Origin of the sequence: Flavobacterium chungangense LMG 26729, from assembly GCF_000735715.2 — a bacterium.
Taxonomy (GTDB): domain Bacteria; phylum Bacteroidota; class Bacteroidia; order Flavobacteriales; family Flavobacteriaceae; genus Flavobacterium; species Flavobacterium chungangense.
Window position 1 is genome coordinate 1 of record NZ_JASY01000002.1, and the last position, 20,505, is coordinate 20,505.

Annotated in this window: 12 protein-coding genes; 5 read left to right on the forward strand and 7 right to left on the reverse strand. The window is 33.5% G+C overall.

Annotation, left to right across the window (positions count from 1 at the left end):
• The 6 genes from JE46_RS03085 to JE46_RS03110 all read right to left on the reverse strand — a co-directional run.
• The coding region (locus JE46_RS03085) for a SprB repeat-containing protein (RefSeq protein ID WP_031453796.1) at nucleotides 1-7,037 on the reverse strand (7,037 nt) is incomplete at its 3' end.
• Nucleotides 7,038-7,166: 129 nt separating this feature from the next.
• Complete coding sequence (locus JE46_RS24610; protein ID WP_031453797.1) at nucleotides 7,167-10,130, reverse strand: PorP/SprF family type IX secretion system membrane protein; 2,964 nt, start codon at nucleotides 10,128-10,130, stop codon at nucleotides 7,167-7,169.
• 1 nt (nucleotide 10,131) lies between these two features.
• On the reverse strand, nucleotides 10,132-11,601 hold the full coding sequence (sprC, locus tag JE46_RS03095) for a gliding motility protein SprC (RefSeq protein WP_031453798.1): 1,470 nt from the start codon (nucleotides 11,599-11,601) through the stop codon (nucleotides 10,132-10,134).
• Nucleotides 11,598-12,017 carry a hypothetical protein gene (locus JE46_RS03100; protein ID WP_031453799.1) on the reverse strand — a complete coding sequence of 140 codons (420 nt, stop codon included), beginning with the start codon at nucleotides 12,015-12,017 and terminating at the stop codon, nucleotides 11,598-11,600. Before JE46_RS03100 ends, sprC begins: the two co-directional genes overlap by 4 nt.
• Nucleotides 12,018-12,120: 103 nt before the next feature.
• Nucleotides 12,121-13,413 (reverse strand): hypothetical protein, encoded by a 1,293-nt coding sequence (locus JE46_RS03105; RefSeq protein WP_031453800.1) that lies wholly within the window; start codon nucleotides 13,411-13,413, stop codon nucleotides 12,121-12,123.
• 189 nt (nucleotides 13,414-13,602) lie between these two features.
• The gene (locus tag JE46_RS03110) at nucleotides 13,603-14,055 is read right to left on the reverse strand and encodes a hypothetical protein (RefSeq protein WP_031453801.1); all 453 of its coding nucleotides are present in this window, start codon (nucleotides 14,053-14,055) and stop codon (nucleotides 13,603-13,605) included.
• A 449-nt stretch (nucleotides 14,056-14,504) separates the two neighbouring features.
• On the opposite strand from JE46_RS03110, the gene JE46_RS03115 reads away from it, so the two are divergent.
• The 4 genes from JE46_RS03115 to recA all read left to right on the forward strand — a co-directional run bounded on the left by JE46_RS03115 (nucleotide 14,505) and on the right by recA (nucleotide 17,770).
• Nucleotides 14,505-15,653 (forward strand): DNA polymerase III subunit, encoded by a 1,149-nt coding sequence (locus JE46_RS03115; protein WP_031453802.1) that lies wholly within the window; start codon nucleotides 14,505-14,507, stop codon nucleotides 15,651-15,653.
• A 7-nt stretch (nucleotides 15,654-15,660) separates the two neighbouring features.
• Nucleotides 15,661-16,044 (forward strand): hypothetical protein, encoded by a 384-nt coding sequence (locus JE46_RS03120; protein ID WP_031453803.1) that lies wholly within the window; start codon nucleotides 15,661-15,663, stop codon nucleotides 16,042-16,044.
• Between the two features lie 35 nt (nucleotides 16,045-16,079).
• Nucleotides 16,080-16,592 carry an acyl-CoA thioesterase gene (locus JE46_RS03125; protein ID WP_031453804.1) on the forward strand — a complete coding sequence of 171 codons (513 nt, stop codon included), beginning with the start codon at nucleotides 16,080-16,082 and terminating at the stop codon, nucleotides 16,590-16,592.
• A gap of 170 nt (nucleotides 16,593-16,762) precedes the next feature.
• Nucleotides 16,763-17,770 carry a recombinase RecA gene (gene recA, locus JE46_RS03130; RefSeq protein ID WP_031453805.1) on the forward strand — a complete coding sequence of 336 codons (1,008 nt, stop codon included), beginning with the start codon at nucleotides 16,763-16,765 and terminating at the stop codon, nucleotides 17,768-17,770.
• A 465-nt stretch (nucleotides 17,771-18,235) separates the two neighbouring features.
• On the opposite strand, the gene JE46_RS03140 is transcribed toward recA, so the two are convergent.
• Nucleotides 18,236-18,988, reverse strand: coding sequence for a lysophospholipid acyltransferase family protein (locus tag JE46_RS03140; protein ID WP_031453807.1), 753 nt, complete (start codon nucleotides 18,986-18,988; stop codon nucleotides 18,236-18,238).
• Nucleotides 18,989-19,188: 200 nt separating this feature from the next.
• On the opposite strand from JE46_RS03140, the gene trpS reads away from it, so the two are divergent.
• Nucleotides 19,189-20,163: a tryptophan--tRNA ligase gene (gene trpS / locus JE46_RS03145; RefSeq protein ID WP_031453808.1), complete on the forward strand. Its 975-nt coding sequence runs from the start codon at nucleotides 19,189-19,191 to the stop codon at nucleotides 20,161-20,163.
• Nucleotides 20,164-20,505: the final 342 nt, after the last annotated feature.

Below are 20,505 nucleotides of genomic sequence, written 5' to 3' on the forward strand. Positions count from 1 at the left end.
GCTGAACAGCTAAGCTCTCTGGTTACTGCTGTATTTGCTGTCAACTGTGGATAAACAGTTACTGCTGCTGATGGAGCAATACAGCCATTGGCATCCTTAACATGAACCGTATAGGTACCTGCTGAAACACTAAAAGTATTGCCTGCCTGGAATGTGCCAGTAGCTCCGCCAATACTATAACTCAATGGAGCAAGACCTGTACCTGAGGCTACAATCTGGAAAGTACTGCCTGAGCCCGTACATTGGTTGCTTACTGATGCTGTCACTGTCGGTGTGTTGTCGCTTATAATGTCAACTTTACTTTTTGCAATACATCCATTGGCATCTTTTACATAAATATCCCATGCCAAATTCGCTCCTGAATTTGTATCAATCGTGAAAACTGAACCTGAGGCATAAGCTGATGTAGGAACTGCCGATGGGTTTATTGCATAAGCATAAGTATATGCCGGCGTACCGCCTGTAGCAGTTACCGTTATTTGTGAATTGTCATTGTTGCAATTTACATTAGTACCAAATGCGCTTGTGATAGATACAGGCGCTGATGGTTGAGTTAGAGTAATACTATAAGTAGCCGGACAATTAGTTTTTCTATCTGTAACTGTAATAGTATAGACACCTGCTGGTTGTGGAGCAGTTACATTAATAGTGGTAGTAGTCTCACTTATGTTATTAGCACTTTGAATAACTGTATTAGCAGCATTTCTAATTACATAATCATATCCTCTGTCTTTAACTCCACTTACAGTGAATTGAATAGTACCGGTTTCACCAAAACATTTAATTGGTGTTAACACAGAACCACCTGCTACAATATCAGGAAAACTTTTTATCTGATAATTTAAATCAAAACTACATCCGTTTTTATCTGTAGCTCTAAAAATATAATCTCCAGGTTTAAGATTTTTAAACTCTCCATCTGATACAATAGCAGAACTGTATCCTGCAGGACCAGAAATTATTTGGTATCGAATAGGCGATATTCCGCCTATTGCCTGAAATTTAACGTGAGCTTCATAGGCCGGACACTCTAATCCTGTATCAAACATTACATCAATACCAGTAATAGATGATTTAGGATTAATCACTACCTGTATTGGTCCATATTGACAACCTTTACTGTCTTTAATATATGCATTTACTGTTCCTGCCGAACTGGTAGAGTACATATTACTCGAAGTAAAATTAGAGGTTCCGTTGAAACTATATTGGTAAGATCCTGAGCCACCTGAAGCAACAACAGTAACAACAGCTGGTACTGTACCTGTACTGCTACAACCTAAATCGGTAGCACTAATTGTTCCACCAACAGGTGTTGGATTTATGATAGTAACATTACTTACTGCAGATTCACAGCCTTTACTGTCAATTACTTTAATATTATAAGTACCTGCAGCCAAACCGGTAAACTGATTTGTTGACTGAGTAGTATAAGCAGCCGCAGAACTTAATTTAATTGCATACGTATAAACAGTAGTCGCACCATTCGAAGCCGTAACCGTAATAGTACCATTATTTGCATCGTTACATGTAATATCTGTTTTATTAGTTGTTAAAGCTGGCGTTGTTTTTGGAGAAACTACGATAGTATTACTTGTTGCAGGACAACCTTTACTGTCTGTTACTGTAAATACATAATTTCCTGCAAGTGTAGCTGTATAAGGAAAAGAAGTAACAGCCGTTGCTGCACCACTATTACGAGAAACCGTATAAGTATAAGGTCCTGCATAACCACCTGTTACAACTGTATTAATTGAAGCATCAACCAAACATGTTAAATCTTGTACCAAAGTTGCATTCAATTGTAATTGAGGTTCAATAACAATATTCGTAATTGCAGGCGCAGTACAATTATTACTGTCAGTCACTAAAATAGTATGTGTACCTGGCGCTACATTATTAAAAGTATTTGTAGTAACTGGTGTATTATTGTCTAATTTATAAGTGTAAGGCCCAACACCTCCAGTTGCAGTAACAACTAAACTAGCAGGATTTGATGGCGTATAACACCAATCGGTAGTTGCTGCTAAAGTTGCAGATGGAGAAGTTAATGTACTTATTGTTATAGGTGCAGAGGCTGGAGATAAACAGTTATTGGCATCTCTTACCAGAACTGTGTATGTTCCTTGTGCTACATTTGTAAACGTCTTGCTTGACTGGAATGGTTTTACAATTCCTGAACCATCACTTAGCTGATACTGATAACTTCCTGTACCCCCTGTAACAGTAGTAACAGTTATAGTTGCTGGTGTTGTACAAGTTGGGGCTGTTTTATCTACCTGAACAATAAGAATTGCCTGAGGTGCTTTAATAACTGAATCAAATCTAAATTCACATTTTCCTGCAGGATCTGTAGTATTATGTTTTACAATTACCTTATAAGTACCTGCACCTAATCCAGAAATAGTTACTGGTGAAGTAGTTGAAGTATGCCAATTCAAACCGTTATCTGTAGAATAATAAAATCCTGTCGTAGTATTAAAATTAGTTGCATTAATAGTAATAGTTCCATCATTCGAAGTACTACATTTCGCATCCTGAATACCAGGTGTTGGCACATTAAAAGCACCATTAGTATCAATAACAATAGGGAAGCTTTTTTCGTTACCACAAGCTTTAGGTATTTGACGTACCCAAATATCATCTATAAGTACATCATTTCCATGAAATTCGTTACTATATGAACGAATAACAAAACTTAGATTATTGTAAGTTCCCGGATTTAAAGATAGCTCCTTAAATTCCCATTTTTCTGATTTTGGTACTCTCCAAGGATTTGAAGTATCTGTGGTAGCAACAATAGTTTCTGCACCGCCTACCCCATTCAAATTATTAATTAATTGTATGGTTAATTTTGGATCATCATGTCCTGTATGAACTGCCCTCATTAAATTTTCTGCCCATAATGAAATAATTACAGGCTGATTAGGTATCACATCGTGAATAGGTTTACTATATAAAATACCCCCAATACCAGCTGAACCTCCAACATTCACACATAAAAATCTACTTGTTGTGTCGGATGGATTGGTGTGATCCCTTGGATCATTTATCCAAGAATTATCAAAAGTAGTTCTAATTTTACTTGCTACTGCATATTCTCCATCATTAATCCATTCGTCCTTATTACACTTGTAATTTGGATCTAAATGTGTAGTCGCTTCATCTTCAAAACAATAAGCAGGATTAATACCTGGAGTTGTTGTAAATCCTCCTTTTCCAAAATTTTCCTGCAATAAATTACTATAAGTAGAAACTGTATTAATATTGTATTTTACAATTACAGTATGATTTCCTGAAGGAACATTTGTAAAGACATTATTTGTTAATGGAGTATTTGGAACAGGAGCAGCTGATCCTGTTTTAAGATAATACTCATAAGTATAGGTTGTTGATCCGGCAGTTGTTGGAGTATTGACTACAACAGTAGCTGTAGCGGTACCATCACAATTAAATACTGGATTAATATTACTATCGATAACAGGATCTTCAGGTTTAGGATCCAGAATAATATCATAAGGAATTTTATAAGTACAGCCTATATTATCCTTTACTCGCAAATCATAAGAAGCAGTCGTAGATAATACATACTTTTCGGGAGAAGTTTGCCATGAAGCTCCACCATTAAAACTGTATTGGTAAGGAGGTGTTCCTCCTTCAACATTTGTAAATCTTATCAATCCTGTTGGCTGACCTCCTTGCAAAGGTCCACAACCCGCTAATTCAGCAACACCTGCAGAAGCAGTTACTGATGAACTTGGTCCTGTTATTATAACTTGCTGAGCAGGATCGGTACAATATTTAGTCTGTTGACCATTCCATTCAGAAGTATACGTTATACCGTATCTTACCACTACATTGTAAGTACCAGGTGTAAGATTTAAAAACGTAGGACTCGCCTGAAAAGTAGCGCCATTATTAATACTATATTCTATAGCATATCCATTACCTCCGGATGTTAAATTTACATCTATCCTAGACGGATCATCATAACAATTACTATTTGTGTGCGAAATAGTATATGTCGGTTTAGTGTTATCAGGAACGTTTACAGTAATTGTTTTTGTACAAAGTTTGGAATCACGTACTAATACTGTATAGTTACCTGGGGTTGGAGCTAAGATTATAATAGCATTGGAATCTGTATTCCCATTCAAAGAAGAGGCCTGAGGTTCAGTTGAACCATTAACAAAAAAAGAAAATCCCCAATTACCATCTTGTGCGGAAATTTTAATCTTTCCTTCACTACAACTTGTAAGTGGTTCTATAATAAGCCCTGTAAGTTTTATATCTGAAGCAGTCCCATTGATATATTTACCAACGCGCTGTCTACATTGAACATTATTATTTTCATCTCTGGTAGTTACTTCAACTTCATAATATTTTCCAGGCGTTAAATTTGAAAATTCATGAACACGGCTTGATAATGGACCTACCTGTTGTAACAATGTGCCTCCATCATATAACGCAAAATAGTATCCTGAAAGACCATCACTGGCACTTACCTGAATACTTCCTTTCTCACCAAAACAAAGTGGCTGTACGTTAGGATTATCAACTTTAGCATCTAAATTTATTTGACGGATTTCAATAGTATTTGTTTTGTATTCACAAGTTTTTGAAACACCTTTAAGACGATACTTGACAATAAAAGTACCCGGATTCCATATATCAAATACATTACTATCCTGGTAACCAGTAATATTGTTTCCGCTTGCATTAGCTAAAACATACTCATATCCTGTTAATTTATCAACCGTTATATTACCTTTGTTATTACAAATAATATCTTTGTGAGTTTCATTTATCGTTAAATTACTTTTATAAACATTAAAATAATAACGGTTAAAACAAATTCCTGAACTAATTGTCACTCTATATTGTCCTGCTGTGTTAGCATTAAAAGTAGGCCCATTAGGTCCTGCGGACACCCATTGATTTTCACATGTACTACCTTCATTTGCACAAAGGTCTGACAAAGCCGCAGGAGGAAGGCAAGAAGTCATTTCCCAAACTATACTAGTGGCTCCTGTAATTTTTGTGTCTAATAACCTTGAATCATTTGCTCCACAAAGAAAAATTTTAGGTAATGGTTTTCCATTATCCGGACAAGCAATAATGGTTCCGTTTGATTCTTTATTATCAGCATATTCAATTATTGGATTTGTTTTAAACTGATTATAAGGTTCAACCGTGATAATTTCCTGTAAATCTACACATGGAGGATTCGCCGTATTATAAACATAATAAGTACCCGGTTGTGTTATTGTCAATGTTTGTGAAGTACCAATAACAGGTGAACCTGTAGAACTGGTAGACCACGAATAAGATTTATAACCACCAGATGCAGAAATTGTCATATTCGCACCACACAATTCTTGTCTTCTGTTTTTACAAGCATCTACACCAACTAAGAAATTGGTAGATTGAGGTACAATAGTACAACCCGCAACCGAAGTATAACTTTGGTCATTAAATGTACCCGTATTATTAGTTCCTAAATAATTAGAATATGCTGTGTTCTTTATTAAATTAGAACAAGCATTTGTTAATTTAGAACAATCATCTACTACTTTAACTTTAAAACGAATTTGTGACAAAGGATCGTTTATTTCTAATAAATTATTAGGAACATTAAATGTCAGTACTCTTGTAGTAGCATTATATTGTACATATTGATTACCTGCTGCAGTAGTTGGCATTGTCATCCCGGTAGGCAATGTAAGGATGTCAGCAGGAAAATTAAACTCAGTATTAATAGGTAATTCGTCTGTAATTACATAGTTTCTGGCATTATCATTACCCTCATTTTTAAAACCTAACTCATAGGTTAAAACATCACCCAAATTAACAGGCGCGTTACTTGCATCATTGTTACTTGCATCTCTTACTCCTTTGGTTAGAATAACTTTAGGTGCAATAATGTCTACAGAAAATGCTGTAAAATAATAAATGAAAATGTCGCTGTTAGTTCCTAAAGTTATTGTCGCAGATGTATCATTATTTTTAATAATATTTGAAGAAGGATTAATATCAATAACCCCTGTATCAAAACCTAATGTATTAGTGCTATTAGGGACACGATCCGTAAAACTTGTATTTAAGCTATTTATTGTACTATTAAAAAAGTTATTTTGACCATTATCTAATGGTCTGGTGGTTGGGGTTATTGTAGTTCCGTTTATACTAAGATAATCTCCTCTATATCCTCTATCTCCTTCAAGAGCCGCAAATGCAAATCTGGCCTGAACAGGACCAATAGGTATAGTAGTAAAACCACTAATCACAGTATTGTTTGGTCCCCCCCCTTGTGCCCTCGCAGTAAATCCATTAAATGTAGAAATTGCTTTTGATGGTAAACTGGAATCTTCATAAACAATAAAAAGAGACCAACCCGCAGAATTACCTGTCCCCCCATTGAAACCCTGACTTGCAATTACATTGGCAACTGTATATGTTCCATTAGGATTTGTAGGACTTAGCAAACTTGTTATTTCAGCAAAGCAAGCATATGCCTGAGTATTATCCGGGTTAATACCACCAGCACTAGTTGTGATATCGTGAATAATTGTACCTGTTATATCCTGATACGAATTATTAGCAGTGTTGGGTACCTTAATCTTTACTTTATTAATATTTGATCTGTCTGCAGGAGATTTTAAAGTACCTGACCAATATAAAGCGGCATAGGCAATTCTATAACATGGATCTGCAGGAGCCTGATTATTTGGTATCGTTAAGTTAGCACTACTCGAACTAAAAATTCCGGAAGTAGCACCATTATCGATATTAATATAGCGCATATCAAAATCACCGTTGAAACCAGTGCCGTTATAAGCTGTATTAGGACTGGTAACAGTACCATTATTACTTACAGAACGTCTATTAAGTATGTTATTCCCAATTACAAGAATATCTCCTTTCAGCTGTTGATTATACTCCCTAACAAAAGGTTTTAAATTCTGGGAAGACCCAACATTGCTTAGTAAAAAGAACAAAAACAATAATGCAATTTTCAGAATCGTAGGTTTTTTCATGGTTTACTTTTTTTGGGGCTGCGCTTTATTTTTTAAGGGGCGTTAAAAAATAAAACTTTGGCACTTTAAAAATATTTATTTTTTTGTATCTCTTGAATTTTAAAAAATACTGGCTTTTTATTTCTATTATTAATTTTCAACTTTTACAATAGCCATTCTGCTATTATAAGGTTTATTTCCTTTTGCTTCTAACGCTTTAGTTGCTTCTGATAAATCTTCATGTTTTTCATAATAAATGTAATATTTACTTGTCGTTACATTGTAAAAGAAATTAACATCTGAACGACCTGCAGCAACTGCTTTTGTTAAAAATTCATCACGTTTTTCAACGCTGTTATGAACAGCAATAATTAGATAATAACCACTTTCAGAATTTTTAATATTCTTAATAATTTGCATGTTTGACTGGTCTTCTCCAAAGTCAAAATCGCTTTCTGTTAATGGTGTGTTACTCAATTTTGTTGTTTCTTTTATACGTTTAAGAGCAGCTAGATCTTGTGCGTATCTTCCTTGATCGTTTTCATATGCTGCACGTTTAATTCTACGTTTTTTCTCAATTTCTGTCTCTGTTTTAATACGCTCTAAATTTGCAATCAAAGCGATATTATCCTGTTCAGCTTTTAACTGAGCAGCTTTCAATTGATTTATTTTTTCTAAATAAGCTCTATTTAAAGCATCATCTTTATTAGGAACTTTTTTAAGTCTTTCGTTGTATAAGTTTGTTAAATTAGCAATAGCAGTTTTTTGAGCAAAATTAGCATCTGCTATTTGACCTTTTAATGATTCTATCTGAGCATTTTCAGCGCTTACACTCTTAAATGGTTTAGGCTCTTTGTAAATACCTTTTTCACTCAAATCATTTTCTTCCTTCATATCATTCAAGTCTTTTTGCTTATTAGCAACTGTAGAATTGAATTGGGCAATTAAGTCTGACTGTGCTTTCCCTGAATTTTCAACTAATTGTGTTAAGTTGTCTAATTCTTTCGCAGTTTCATCTTTTTGAGCTGCAGCGGCTAATGCTTCTGCATCGGCCTTTGCTTTAGCATCTGCTGCAAGTTTGGCCTGAAGAGCTTCTGCATCGGCTTTTGCTTTAGCTTCTGCTGCAAGTTTTGCCTGAAGATCTGCTGCAAGTTTTGCCTGAAGAGCTTCTGCATCAGCTTTCGCTTTGGCTTTTGCTTCCTCAGCTAACTTTAACTGTTTTGCTTCTTGTTCTGCTTTTGCTTTATTAGTTGCTTCTGCATCAGCTTTAACTTTAGCATCAGCAAGTAATTTCGCTTGTAATGCTTCCATATCAGCTTTTGCTTTAGCATCAGCAACAAGTTTAGCCTGTAAGGCTTCTGCGTCAGCTTTCGCTTTGGCATCAGCAGCTAATTTTGCCTGAATAGCTTCTGCATCGGCTTTAGCTTTAGCATCGGCTGCAAGTTTTATTTTAAGGGCTTCTGCATCAGCTTTTGCTTTAGCATCAGCAACAAGTTTAGCCTGTAAAGCTTCTGCATCAGCCTTTGCCTTCGCTTCTGCAGCAATTCTGGCTTGTCTCTCTTCTGCATCTACTTTTAATTTAGCTTCAGCAGCTAATCTTTCCTTTTCTGCTAATAATGCAGCTGTTCTCGCTTTAGCATCAGCAGCAGCCTTAGCTTTAATTGCTGCATCTTTCGCCGCTTTTGTTTTAGCTTCAGCCGCAGCTTTAGCTTTAGCTTCTGCAGCTATTCTGGCTTGTAAGGCATCTGAATCGGCTTTTGCTTTAGCATCAGCTGCTATGATAGATTGCAAATCTGCAGCTTCTGTTTTTGCCTTGGCTTCTGCTTTACGTTTAGCCTCTTCTGCATCAGCTTTGGCTCTGGCTTCTGCTAACAATTTCGATTTAGTAGCCTCTGCATCGGCTTTAATTTTGTTTTCTGCTGCTAATTTGATTTTTAAAGCTTCTGCATCGGCTTTAGCCTTATTATCAGCATCTAATTTTGCTTTTGCCGAAGCTTCTGCATCTGCCTTAACTTTTTCTGCAGCAGCTAATCTAGCTTTCTGTGCTTCAGCATCAGCTTTTGCTTTTGCTTCTGCTGCCAATTTTGCCTTTGTAGCACCATCTACTCTTGTAACAGTAGGAGTCGATTTTTTGGCTATTACAGGTTTTGGTTTTGGTTTTGAAGTATCTATTAAAGAACCTTCTTCATCATCTCCATAATAGTATCTTGTATTTTTAAATTTGTACGCAATAACAAATTCATGAGAAGCTCCTAAATTTGTGAAATTACCTAAACCTCTTTCATAATTGTATTCAATTGCGATATTAGCTGTTATGTTAACTCCTAATCCACCGGAAAGACCATATAGAGTATTATAACCTGCTTGTGCCCAAATTCCCTGAGGCATAGTAAGCATGGCAAGTCCAGAAATAATCGTATTGTCTTTTTTAATTTCTGTTTTTACAATTCCTGAAAATTTACTTTGATCAAAAAATCCGTAACTGTCAATGTAACCTGTGTACATAGCATGCAGTTGAATTGCTTTTTCAGGATCTTCTTTTACCATTCCGGAACCAAAATTATACAGTACCAAATTATTCATGGATAATCCGAAATCAAGAAAAGCAGTTCCGTAATTAATACCTGGATTTATAGCAATTAAAGTATTTGATGGGTAATCAGCGTCTAATACATCATCAGATGTTATTTTTCCTTTGTCTAAACCACTTTGATAAGCACCAACGTTTAATCCAAAAGTTAAATTACTATCTTCCTGTAAAACAATATTATGGGCAAAATTGACAACTCCTCCAAAAACGGTCATTAAGCCATAATTTTGCTGAAACAAACCTATAGCATAACCATCATTTTCTTTTAAACGTCCTGAATAATTAAAAAGGTAAGTATTAGGTGCATCATCAAATTGTACGTATTGTCTTTTATTATAAAAACTTAACATTGGGTTTTGCTCACGAACAAAACTGAATGTTGGGTTGATTAAATATCTATTAAACTTTAATGAATTTCGGACAGGTAATGAAAACGAAACAACTCCATTCTCATTTGTATCCTGAGAATAGAGCAACTGTGATGTACCGTATAATAAAGTTAAGAATAGTAAAAATTTCTTCATATTATTTCAGCACCGTTATTGATCCTTTTTTTTCACCTGCATCGCCTTTAATAACATAGTAATATACCGGATTTACATTTTTAATATCTAATCCTGTCTGTGGCCAATCACCCTGATAATTGACAACGTCCAGAACCTTTTCGCCACTTGAGCTTATAATTATAACCTTTGTGCTTTCATTTCTATAAACATCAGGAATATTCCAATATGGAGAATCACTTAGCTTAATGATATTTGGAATTACTGTAGCATTACCCGCTGGTCCGTTAACTTTAAAACTAAATTCTTTTGTAGAAATACACCCACCTGCCTGAGAAACTTTTACTTTATATTTTCCTCTAAAAGATATTAAATAAGTATCAGTAGTTGCTCCTGCAATAAGATTACCATTCAAATACCATTCATAAGTTGGGTTTGAAGCATCATCTGTTACAGTGACACTTAAAGTTTCACCTTCGTCGATAGATGTTTCATCAGCAACATCAATACTAGCATCGAAACTATTCCGTATCAGATTTATACTTCCTGAACCCGAACAGCCGCCAAAATTAATATCTACTGTATAAACTCCTGATTCAATAGTACTGTATGTCCTGCTAGTTGCTCCTGCAATTACAGAACCATCTTTTTTCCATATATAGCTATTTCCACCACCAGTAGCAGTCAGGATAGTGTTACTTCCGTTTGCACAAAAAGGATTTCCTAAACTGGAGCTAATAGTTGTAGATGAACCTGATCCGGATGCACTCGTTACAGTAACACGATTAGAACTAAAATTAACATCTGAGCATACTCCATAATCCAACTCCGCATAATAGCTTCCAGTAGCATTAACAGTCAAAATTTTATCACTTTGTCCTGAAATTAATACGTCATCTTTATACCATTTGTATTTAAGGTTTGGATAATTTGCCGGAGATGAATTAGTTGTATTTGGTGTCGGATTATCGACAGAAAGAGTCAGGCTTCCTCCTGAACAAAATGTTGCAGAAGTGCCTTGATTATTAATTGTAAATGCTTTTACATAATCTTTGTAGTATACTGCAAAAGAAGTTGCGTTAGCAAAATTTCTAATTCTTGTACTATTTATTCCTTTGTTACTTCTAACTCTTATGCTATAATTATTAGATCCTTTGATTCCGGCAGGAATAGCAAATTTTATTGTTTGCTGAGTTACAGACGGATTGCTTACATCTAATTTTGTAGCAAGAATTGGAGCCGAAGTTACAAATACTCCGTTCTCATCACTTAATTCTACATCAAAAACGACATCGGAAGAGAAATCGCTGTATGTAAAGGTCACATTATACTCATTAAAGGGTATGCCGCTTACTATATCTCCTGCGCAAATATTTACAAAATCAAACTTACTGGCTGAAATTGTTTGCGCATTAGAATGGTAAACGGTAAAGAAAAATACTCCTGAAAAAAATAATGTTTTTATCAGAGAAAGAGTAGTTTTTTGCATCATATAGTACGAATTCTTGATAAGTCTATATCTTCAAAAAACAAAATGTCTATAAAGGTTTCAGAAAAGTCATATTTATAATTCTCAATAATATCTTTTGCAAGAACAGAATAAGATGAGATTTTTTTTGATTCTTTTTCTGAATTGACAGCTGTATTTGTTTTGTCAATTCCGTCAGCTTCTACAGCAAAGCTACCCTTGGGGATGGATAGCTCTACTATAAACTGTTTAGAATACTCTAAATTAATTACAGATGTAATTTCCGTTATTTGGTTTAAATTTTTTAACGTATGATCTTGTCCAACAGCAACATTTGAATTTATAGGTTTTTCAATTTTGCTTTGGGCATATAAACTTAACGATAAAGGGGAAACCAAAAATATTGTATATATAAAATACTTTTTAATACTTGGGGCCATATTCTATTTGATCTTTATTTAGGTCCTGTCTTAAGACGTATACATAAATTGTCTGGGGACTTTATTAATAAAATTTACGCTTTGAAATAAAAATCTAAATCTATTATCTATTACCGCTTGAAGCAGTAATTTTTCCTAATTGAAGTCTGAAATCTGGTTTTTTTGGATTAAAAATATCTATAAAAGTTTCTTTGTTATCACTTTGAGAGTATACGTTAAAAAACACGCTGTTACCATACCAACTCTCTAAATCTTCATTGTTAGAATTGAATTCTGTAAATATATTACCTTTACATAGGTTGAAAAACATTTCTTCAAATTTAATTTTCTTAAGGTTAGCATCGTTAATTTCAGTTTTACTATCTAATAAAACTGCAGGATTAAAACCTGAAATTACACTACGTTTTATTTCCAATGAAGCATTTTCAGCAATATATACAGCTTCTTTTACTAAACCTGACTGAATATCTGCATTTATATTTTCACTATCATTAAGCATTGTAATGTTTGATGCTACAACTAAAGTTTGTTTTTTAGTAAAATCTGTTTCACTCTTTTTCTCATATGAAGCAACTTCTAAACAACGGGATCCATCTTTGTTACTTGATAAATAAGAAGATCTTACTGCAAGTGAGTTATGCAAACGACATTGAACTCCCTGAGTAAACTTATAATCATCATTGATAGATTTATAAGAAACTAATTTAGTAGCATTAAGATCTCCTCCAAAAAATCCAAATGAATCTCCTGCAGAATAACTTACCATTACATTTTCTAAGATTGTTTTATTTCCAACACCAGCAAGTGTTAGACCATTGAAAGTTCCTGAACCTTTTACTTTTTTACCGGCAAATTCAATTCTTACAAATCTTAATATCCCTGAGTTTCCTGCAACATTATCACCACCATAAGTAGTTTTTGTAGGATCAAGATCTAAATTATAAGAACCAACATTTCCAAATTTATTAATCGGAGCATCGCCAAGAATTACAATTCCTCCCCAGTCACCAGCTTTTTTCTGACTTCTGTTAGAAGTAAATACGATTGGGTCAGTCTCTAAACCGTCTGCAATAATTGATGCACCTTTTGTGACTACCAACGTTCCTTTTGTTTCGAAATCACCAATAATTAATGTTCCCGGCTCAATTGATAAAACAGCATTGTTAGTAACATAAACATTTCCCTGCAAAACATAAATGTTTTTCTTAAGCAGTTTTGTGTTTGTTGAAATGTTTCCAGCTAAAATTTGGTTGGCTTCACCGTATTCAACTTTGTTAGGCTTAAATTCGGTCCAGTTATTCAACCAATTGTTGTAGCCCATAATTCCTTTTTCTTGTTGAGCACTCATACTTGCAACTGTCAAAAGAACGCAGATAATTTGAGTAAATTTTTTCATGATAAGGGGGTATTAGGGTTAATAATAAATTTGGGTATGCGTAAATTATAAAAACTCATCCCGTGTTTTCCAAAAAATCAGAATACATCGAAAACGAGCTGTTTTTAAGACCCTTTTTAAAATGCTAAATGAAAATTTAATCCATTTACGTAAACATTTTAAAAAGGGTTTCAAAAATATTTAAAAAGATTACATTTCGTTCAATTCGTTGAATTCATGTAAAGATTTCAATGTTCCTTCGTAAAATAAAATTGCTGCTATTAAATTTGCCTTGTCTGAATAAGGCATCATTTTTCTTTGAAAATCTACAGTAGTATCTAAAAAAGCACTAGTTCCTAAAGCTTGATTTTCTAAAGATTTTTTGTGTTCATTATCGTCTGGTATACCTAAGTCTGCCATGGTAACACCAGGTTTGGTAACCAAAGCAATGTAAGGAAGTGTTTTTACTAAAACTTTAATACGCTCAATGTACAACTCTAATAATTCTCCTTTTTGCATTCCACTCAATTCCTTTTGATCGTGATATTTACGAATAAGAGCTGTAGTACTAATGATACTGCGAGGAGCATTTTTAGCCTGGGCATTTATAGCCCCTGTAGTCAATAAAAAAAATGCACTTAAAAAAATAATTTTCCCTTTCATAGATTCTTATTAAAAGTTCGTTGTTGATGAAAACAAAAATATATAAATTAACTTAATCTGCAACTTTAATATTTTTTTTTTTGAAAAAAAGACTTAAAAAAAACTTAAAATCATCTTTTTATGTCAGTAAAATATGCCCTTGACGTCTATTACTGTTTCATTATATCAAGGCCTTTTTATGTAAGATTTTTATTTGAATTTAGAAAAAAAAGATGCTTGTATGTTGAACAAAATATCAAAAAAAAACATGATTTGATCTTGGATCTGAAAAAACTATTAACAAAAAATTCTTAATATCTCTTCGAAATAACATCAATGTTAACAAAACTTAAGAGAATAAAAATTAACAATTAAGTTAAAAACAAATTAGGCAATTAGAAATTAAATGAATAAATTAAAGTTTAATTTATAATTTTTTTGACTCTCTCATTTTCTTATATCTTTGCTCTATGCAATTTTCAGAAATTTTAGGTCAGGATTATATCAAAAGCCACTTAATAAAAAGTGCTTCTTCAGGGAGAATTCCTCATGCACAACTCTTCATTGGGCCAGAAGGAAGTGGTACATTATCAACTGCTATTGCTTATGCCCAATACATTTTATGCAATAACAAAGGGAATGAAAATTCAAATGGGAATGATTCCTGCAATCTAAAATTTCAAAACATTTCTCATCCCGATTTACATTTTATCTATCCAACAGTAACAACTGAAGATGTTAAAACAAAACCCAAAAGTTTAGATTTCATTCAGGATTGGAGAAATTTTATTCAGGAAATGCCATATGGTTGCTTATTTGACTGGTATAAAATTTTGGGTGTACAAAACAAACAAGGTGAGATACGTGTAGAAGATGCTCAGGAAGTTTTAAAATCACTTTCGTTAAAATCATACGAAGGAGGATACAAAATCATGATTATCTGGATGGCCGATAAAATGAATATTGCAGCATCAAATAAACTTTTGAAACTGCTGGAAGAACCATCTGATAAGACCATTTTTATTCTTATTTCTGAAAATGAAGAAGATATAATACAAACCATTCGATCACGTTGTCAGGTAATTCACTTTAATAGCTTGCCTGAAAAAGTAATTTCAGAAGCGTTAATTTCTCAGAAAAAAATAGATCAGAACTTAGCTAAAAAAATTGCACATCAGGCTCAGGGAAATTTCAATAAAGCTATTTCTATCTTAAAAGATGATGATTCAGAATATCCTTTTGAGCAATGGTTTGTCAATTGGGTTCGTGCTGCGTTCAGAGCTAAAGGAAATGCTTCCGCTATTCAGGATTTAATTTCCTGGAGTGAAGAAATTGCATCTTTAGGTCGTGAAAGCCAGAAAAAATTCATTCAATTTTGTATTGAAATGTTTCGTCAGGCTCTTTTATTGAATTATGAAGCTCCTGATTTAGTTTATATTGAGCCAAAAGTGGACAAATTTAAACTGGAAAATTTTGCTCCTTTTGTAAACGGAAACAACATCCACGATATTTTCAAAGAACTTTCAGATGCGATGTATCATATTGAAAGAAACGGAAATGCAAAAATAATTTTAACTGATTTATCTATAAAACTGACTCGTTTAATTCATAAAAAATAATTTCCGTATGAATAATGTTGCATCCATTTTACTATTAGCCTTTTTAGCCTTAACCTTTTTACAATCAGGTTATGAGAAAATTTTTTACTGGAAAGATAATGTTAGCTGGCTCACAGAGCATTTTGCAAAAACAATATTAAAAAAACAAGTACCACTAGCCTTACTTCACCTTTTAGTTTTAGAATTAATTTCCGGTGTTCTATGCGTGGTTGGTGCTATACAATTGTTAACAAACAGTGGTCGGGAATTTGGTTTTTATGGAGCTATATTTTCTTGTATTTGTTTGTTAATGATGCTTTTCGGACAACGATTGGCGAAAGATTATGATGGTGCAAGAACCATTGTAATCTATTTTATTCCAGCCGTTATGGCTGTTTATTGGTTGAATTAAATCAACACAACTATTTTAAATTTTATATCAAAAAAATGAATCCAAAACATCCTTCAGAATCTTTGACAATATTAACCGACTTAGTTTTACCTAGCGAAACAAATCCTTTAAATAATCTTTTTGGAGGTGAATTATTAGCCCGTATGGATCGTGCTGCCAGTATTGCCGCAAGAAGACATTCACGAAGGATTACTGTTACTGCATCTGTGAACCATGTAGCTTTTAACAGAGCAATTCCATTAGGAAGTGTTGTAACTGTTGAAGCTAAAGTGTCCAGATCATTCAAAAGTTCTATGGAAATTTTTATTGATGTCTGGGTAGAAGATCGAGAATCCGGACTTAGAACAAAAGCCAACGAAGCCATATATACTTTTGTCGCTGTTGATGATACCGGCAGACCTGTAGAAGTAGCACCAATTGAACCAGAAACAGAAATTGAAAAACAACGTTTTGATGCTGCATTACGTCGCAAGCAATTAAGTTTATTATTAGCAGGAAAAATAAAACCCGAAGATGCTACAGAATTGAAAGCTTTGTTTATATCTTAAAAATCTTACTTTTTAAGATATCATATTTGATTGCTACTTCAAAAAAAAGAAGTATTTTTACAAAATTACAAGCCATATAAATATAAATCAGAAGGTTATTGATTTTCTGATAGTATGTTTGAAAGAGAAGAATTATAAAAATTTAGATGAAAGAAAAAGAAAAAAAAGAGATGAGTTCAGAGAAAGATGCCAAATTAAAAGCGCTACAACTTACGCTTGATAAATTAGATAAAACTTACGGAAAAGGAACCGTAATGAAAATGGGCGACAAAGCCATTGTAGAAGTTGAAACAATTTCTTCAGGTTCTCTGGGTGTTGATTTAGCACTTGGAGTAAATGGTTATCCAAAAGGAAGAATAATTGAAATATACGGTCCGGAATCCTCAGGTAAAACTACATTAACGCTACATGCGATTGCAGAAGCTCAAAAAGCTGGAGGAATTGCAGCTTTTATAGATGCTGAGCATGCTTTTGACAGAAATTATGCTGAAAAATTAGGTGTTGATATAGAAAACCTAATCATTTCTCAGCCAGATAATGGTGAACAAGCTTTAGAAATTGCAGAAAACCTTATTCGCTCAGGAGCAATTGATATAGTTGTAATTGACTCTGTTGCAGCCTTAACTCCAAAAAGTGAAATTGAAGGTGAAATGGGAGATTCTAAAATGGGTCTTCACGCACGTTTGATGTCTCAGGCTTTAAGAAAACTTACCGGGACTATCAGTAAGACAAACTGTACTGTATTCTTTATCAACCAATTGAGAGAAAAAATTGGTGTTATGTTTGGTAACCCTGAAACTACAACTGGTGGTAATGCATTGAAATTTTACGCTTCTGTGCGTTTAGATATTCGCCGTTCTTCACAAATAAAAGATGGAGAAAATGTAATTGGAAACAGAACGAAAGTTAAGATTGTAAAAAATAAAGTGGCTCCGCCTTTTAAAACTGCAGAATTCGACATCATGTATGGAGAAGGAGTTTCTAAAACAGGAGAAATTTTAGACTTAGCGGTAGAATTCGAAATAGTTAAAAAAGCAGGATCATGGTTTAGTTATGGAGAAACAAAATTAGGACAAGGACGCGATGCTGTTAAATCATTAATCAAAGACAATCCTGAATTAGCTGATGAATTAGAAGTAAAAATTAAAGCACATATTAAAGAATCTGCTAACGCTTAATCTTTAAAAATCTGCAAATTACATACTTTATAAAACCCGACAAATTTAACTTGTCGGGTTTTTTATTTAAAAATAAAACTAAAGACGCAACCTTTTATAAATTTTACCATCTAATTAGTAACGTACAATTTTCGAATGGTGTTTGTAAAATACTTTCGAAACTTTTTAGAATAAATTGGGTTGGTTATTTCAATAAAAATCCGTTAGTTTTTTTGTTTTGGTTACTAGCGGGTTTTTATTATTTTGAAGATTTTTATCGATTTTTAAGTAGACTTTTTAATTTTCAATCATCTAAAAATCAGTCAATATTTGTAATCGAAAGAGAAAAACATTCCTAAAATTAAAAAAAGACATACGATTTATTTCTTAGAAATAAATTTACAGATAAAATTTTTGAATATAAAAGGGGTTTTAATTCAAAAAGAAAACCCGACAGAAACTAAAAATTTTGTCGGGTTTATTAATTTATTTAAATTCTTCTTTCTTAAATTCAAGTAAACCTTTATAAATCAATTGTCTGGTCTGATCCCTAAGGTCTTTTCTATTGTCACTTGTTAAAGATTTTGTTTCGATAAAAGGAAAAATTTTGACTCTCATTTTTCCGGGACTTCCACTTAAAAAAGTATAAGAAAACCGTTCTTTGTTATCGGCAAAAACAATTGGCACAATTGGAATTTGATGGTCTATTGCTAATCGAAAGGCTCCATCCTTAAACTCATCGAGTAGAATTGATTCATCGTCAGGAACTCCTCCCTCGGGAAAAATACAAATACTAAGTCCCTGATTCAATCTGTCCTGAGCTCTTTTGAAAACTTCATTTTTGCTTTTTGAAGAATTTCTATCGACTAAAATACAGGTTCTTTTATAGAAAAACCCAAATAACGGTATCTTGGCCAACTCTTTTTTACCAACAAAAACAAATGGATTACGTACCACTGCCAACATCAGCATAATGTCTGTCATTGAAGTATGATTGGCTACAATCATATAGCTTTTTCCTTTTTCAAGCTTTTGAAGACGTTCAATTTTATAATAAAAACCCATCCCAAAAAGAATAAAATTTGCCCAAATACGAGCCATTTTAAAAAAATAAGGATAACCTTTTTCAGTTATAATAGAAGCCAGCAAAAACGGCAGCATGATTAATATTGGAATCGCCATTACAATGTAAAACCAAATACGCCAAATAATCCAAAAAACAATTTTAATTCCTTTCATAGCTTCAAATGTAAGAAAACCGATGTAAATTTAGATTTTAGACCATTAGATTTTTAGAATATTTAAATTTTTCTGAAAATAAAAGTTGAAATCTCGGAGAACTTTTAGAAAACTTTTTTAATTTTTGCAGAAGAAAAAAATAAACCTTGCATCCTTTGCAAAAAAGTTTGCGAACTTTGCAATTAGAAATAAGAACCAAAATGGCAAAAATACTTACCGGTGTTCAGAGTACCGGAACCCCACACTTAGGCAATTTATTGGGAGCGATTATTCCCGCAATCGAATTATCAAATAATCCGGCAAACGAATCTTATTTGTTTATAGCCGATTTACATTCGATTACTCAAATAAAAGACGGAAAAACATTAAGAGAAAATACCTATAGTACTGCTGCAGCTTGGCTTGCATGTGGTTTAAACCCCGATAAAGTTACATTTTACAGACAATCTGATGTGGCTCAGACAGCTGAATTGACATGGTATTTAAGCTGCTTTTTTCCATACCAGCGTTTGACTTTAGCACATTCATTTAAAGATAAATCTGATCGTTTAAGTGATGTCAATGCCGGGCTTTTTACCTACCCGATGTTAATGGCTGCAGATATTTTATTATATGATGCTGAATTTGTTCCGGTTGGAAAAGATCAAAAACAGCATATAGAAATCACGCGTGATGTCGCTTCAAGCTTTAATCGTCAAATGGGAGAAACATTTGTACTGCCAGAAGCTATAATTCAGGAAGAAGGCAAATTGATTCCGGGAACAAATGGCGGGAAAATGAGTAAATCTGCTAACAATATTATCAATATTTTCCTTGATGATAAAGTTTTGCGTAAACAAATTATGAGTATCGAAACTGACAGTACTCCGCTGGAAGATCCTAAAAATCCGGATACCTGCAATGCGTTTGCTATTTATTCTTTATTGGCAAATGAAACTCAAATAGCCGAAATGAGAGCCAATTATCTAGGAGGAAATTACGGTTATGGTCATTCTAAACAAGCTTTATTTGAATTGATTACTGAGAAATTCAAAACAGAAAGAGAGAAATACAATTACTATATTAACAACCTTGAAGAGGTTGATGCTTTATTGAAAAAAGGGTCTTCAAAAGCTGCTGTTGTCGCTGATGACGTTTTGGCCAGAGTTCGTGAAGTGCTGGGATTTGAAAAATAATTAAAATATTAAAACCCCGGCAGGATTGTGAAAACTTGTTGGGTAATATTGAAAATTTAACTCATTGGGTCAAATTTATTAAGCAAAATGCTGAAAAAAATATTTACAAAATACCTGTTTTTTCTCTTAATATTGCTTTTCGGATTTGGATTTATACTGGCTTATCTATTTGGATATGAGCAATCTTATGGAATAAATAAAACCGTGGGATGGGCATATGATATATCCAATCAGGTTTTCTTCACTTCATTAATTTTTACCCTTTCTCAAATTCTTTTTATCATTGGATATTTGATCCTTTTCCTTATTCGGCGAAAGACTAACTATTATCTTTCTATTGCT

What these genes read in the sequence shown, in the direction of transcription:
- JE46_RS03110 (WP_031453801.1), bottom strand. Translation starts at nt 14,055, where the DNA reads ATGAAAGGGAAAATTATTTTTTTAAGTGCATTTTTTTTATTGACTACA.
- recA (WP_031453805.1), top strand. Translation starts at nt 16,763, where the DNA reads ATGAGTTCAGAGAAAGATGCCAAATTAAAAGCGCTACAACTTACGCTT.
- JE46_RS03100 (WP_031453799.1), bottom strand. Translation starts at nt 12,017, where the DNA reads ATGGCCCCAAGTATTAAAAAGTATTTTATATATACAATATTTTTGGTT.
- JE46_RS03125 (WP_031453804.1), top strand. Translation starts at nt 16,080, where the DNA reads ATGAATCCAAAACATCCTTCAGAATCTTTGACAATATTAACCGACTTA.
- trpS (WP_031453808.1), top strand. Translation starts at nt 19,189, where the DNA reads ATGGCAAAAATACTTACCGGTGTTCAGAGTACCGGAACCCCACACTTA.
- JE46_RS03105 (WP_031453800.1), bottom strand. Translation starts at nt 13,413, where the DNA reads ATGAAAAAATTTACTCAAATTATCTGCGTTCTTTTGACAGTTGCAAGT.
- sprC (WP_031453798.1), bottom strand. Translation starts at nt 11,601, where the DNA reads ATGATGCAAAAAACTACTCTTTCTCTGATAAAAACATTATTTTTTTCA.
- JE46_RS24610 (WP_031453797.1), bottom strand. Translation starts at nt 10,130, where the DNA reads ATGAAGAAATTTTTACTATTCTTAACTTTATTATACGGTACATCACAG.
- JE46_RS03115 (WP_031453802.1), top strand. Translation starts at nt 14,505, where the DNA reads ATGCAATTTTCAGAAATTTTAGGTCAGGATTATATCAAAAGCCACTTA.
- JE46_RS03140 (WP_031453807.1), bottom strand. Translation starts at nt 18,988, where the DNA reads ATGAAAGGAATTAAAATTGTTTTTTGGATTATTTGGCGTATTTGGTTT.
- JE46_RS03120 (WP_031453803.1), top strand. Translation starts at nt 15,661, where the DNA reads ATGAATAATGTTGCATCCATTTTACTATTAGCCTTTTTAGCCTTAACC.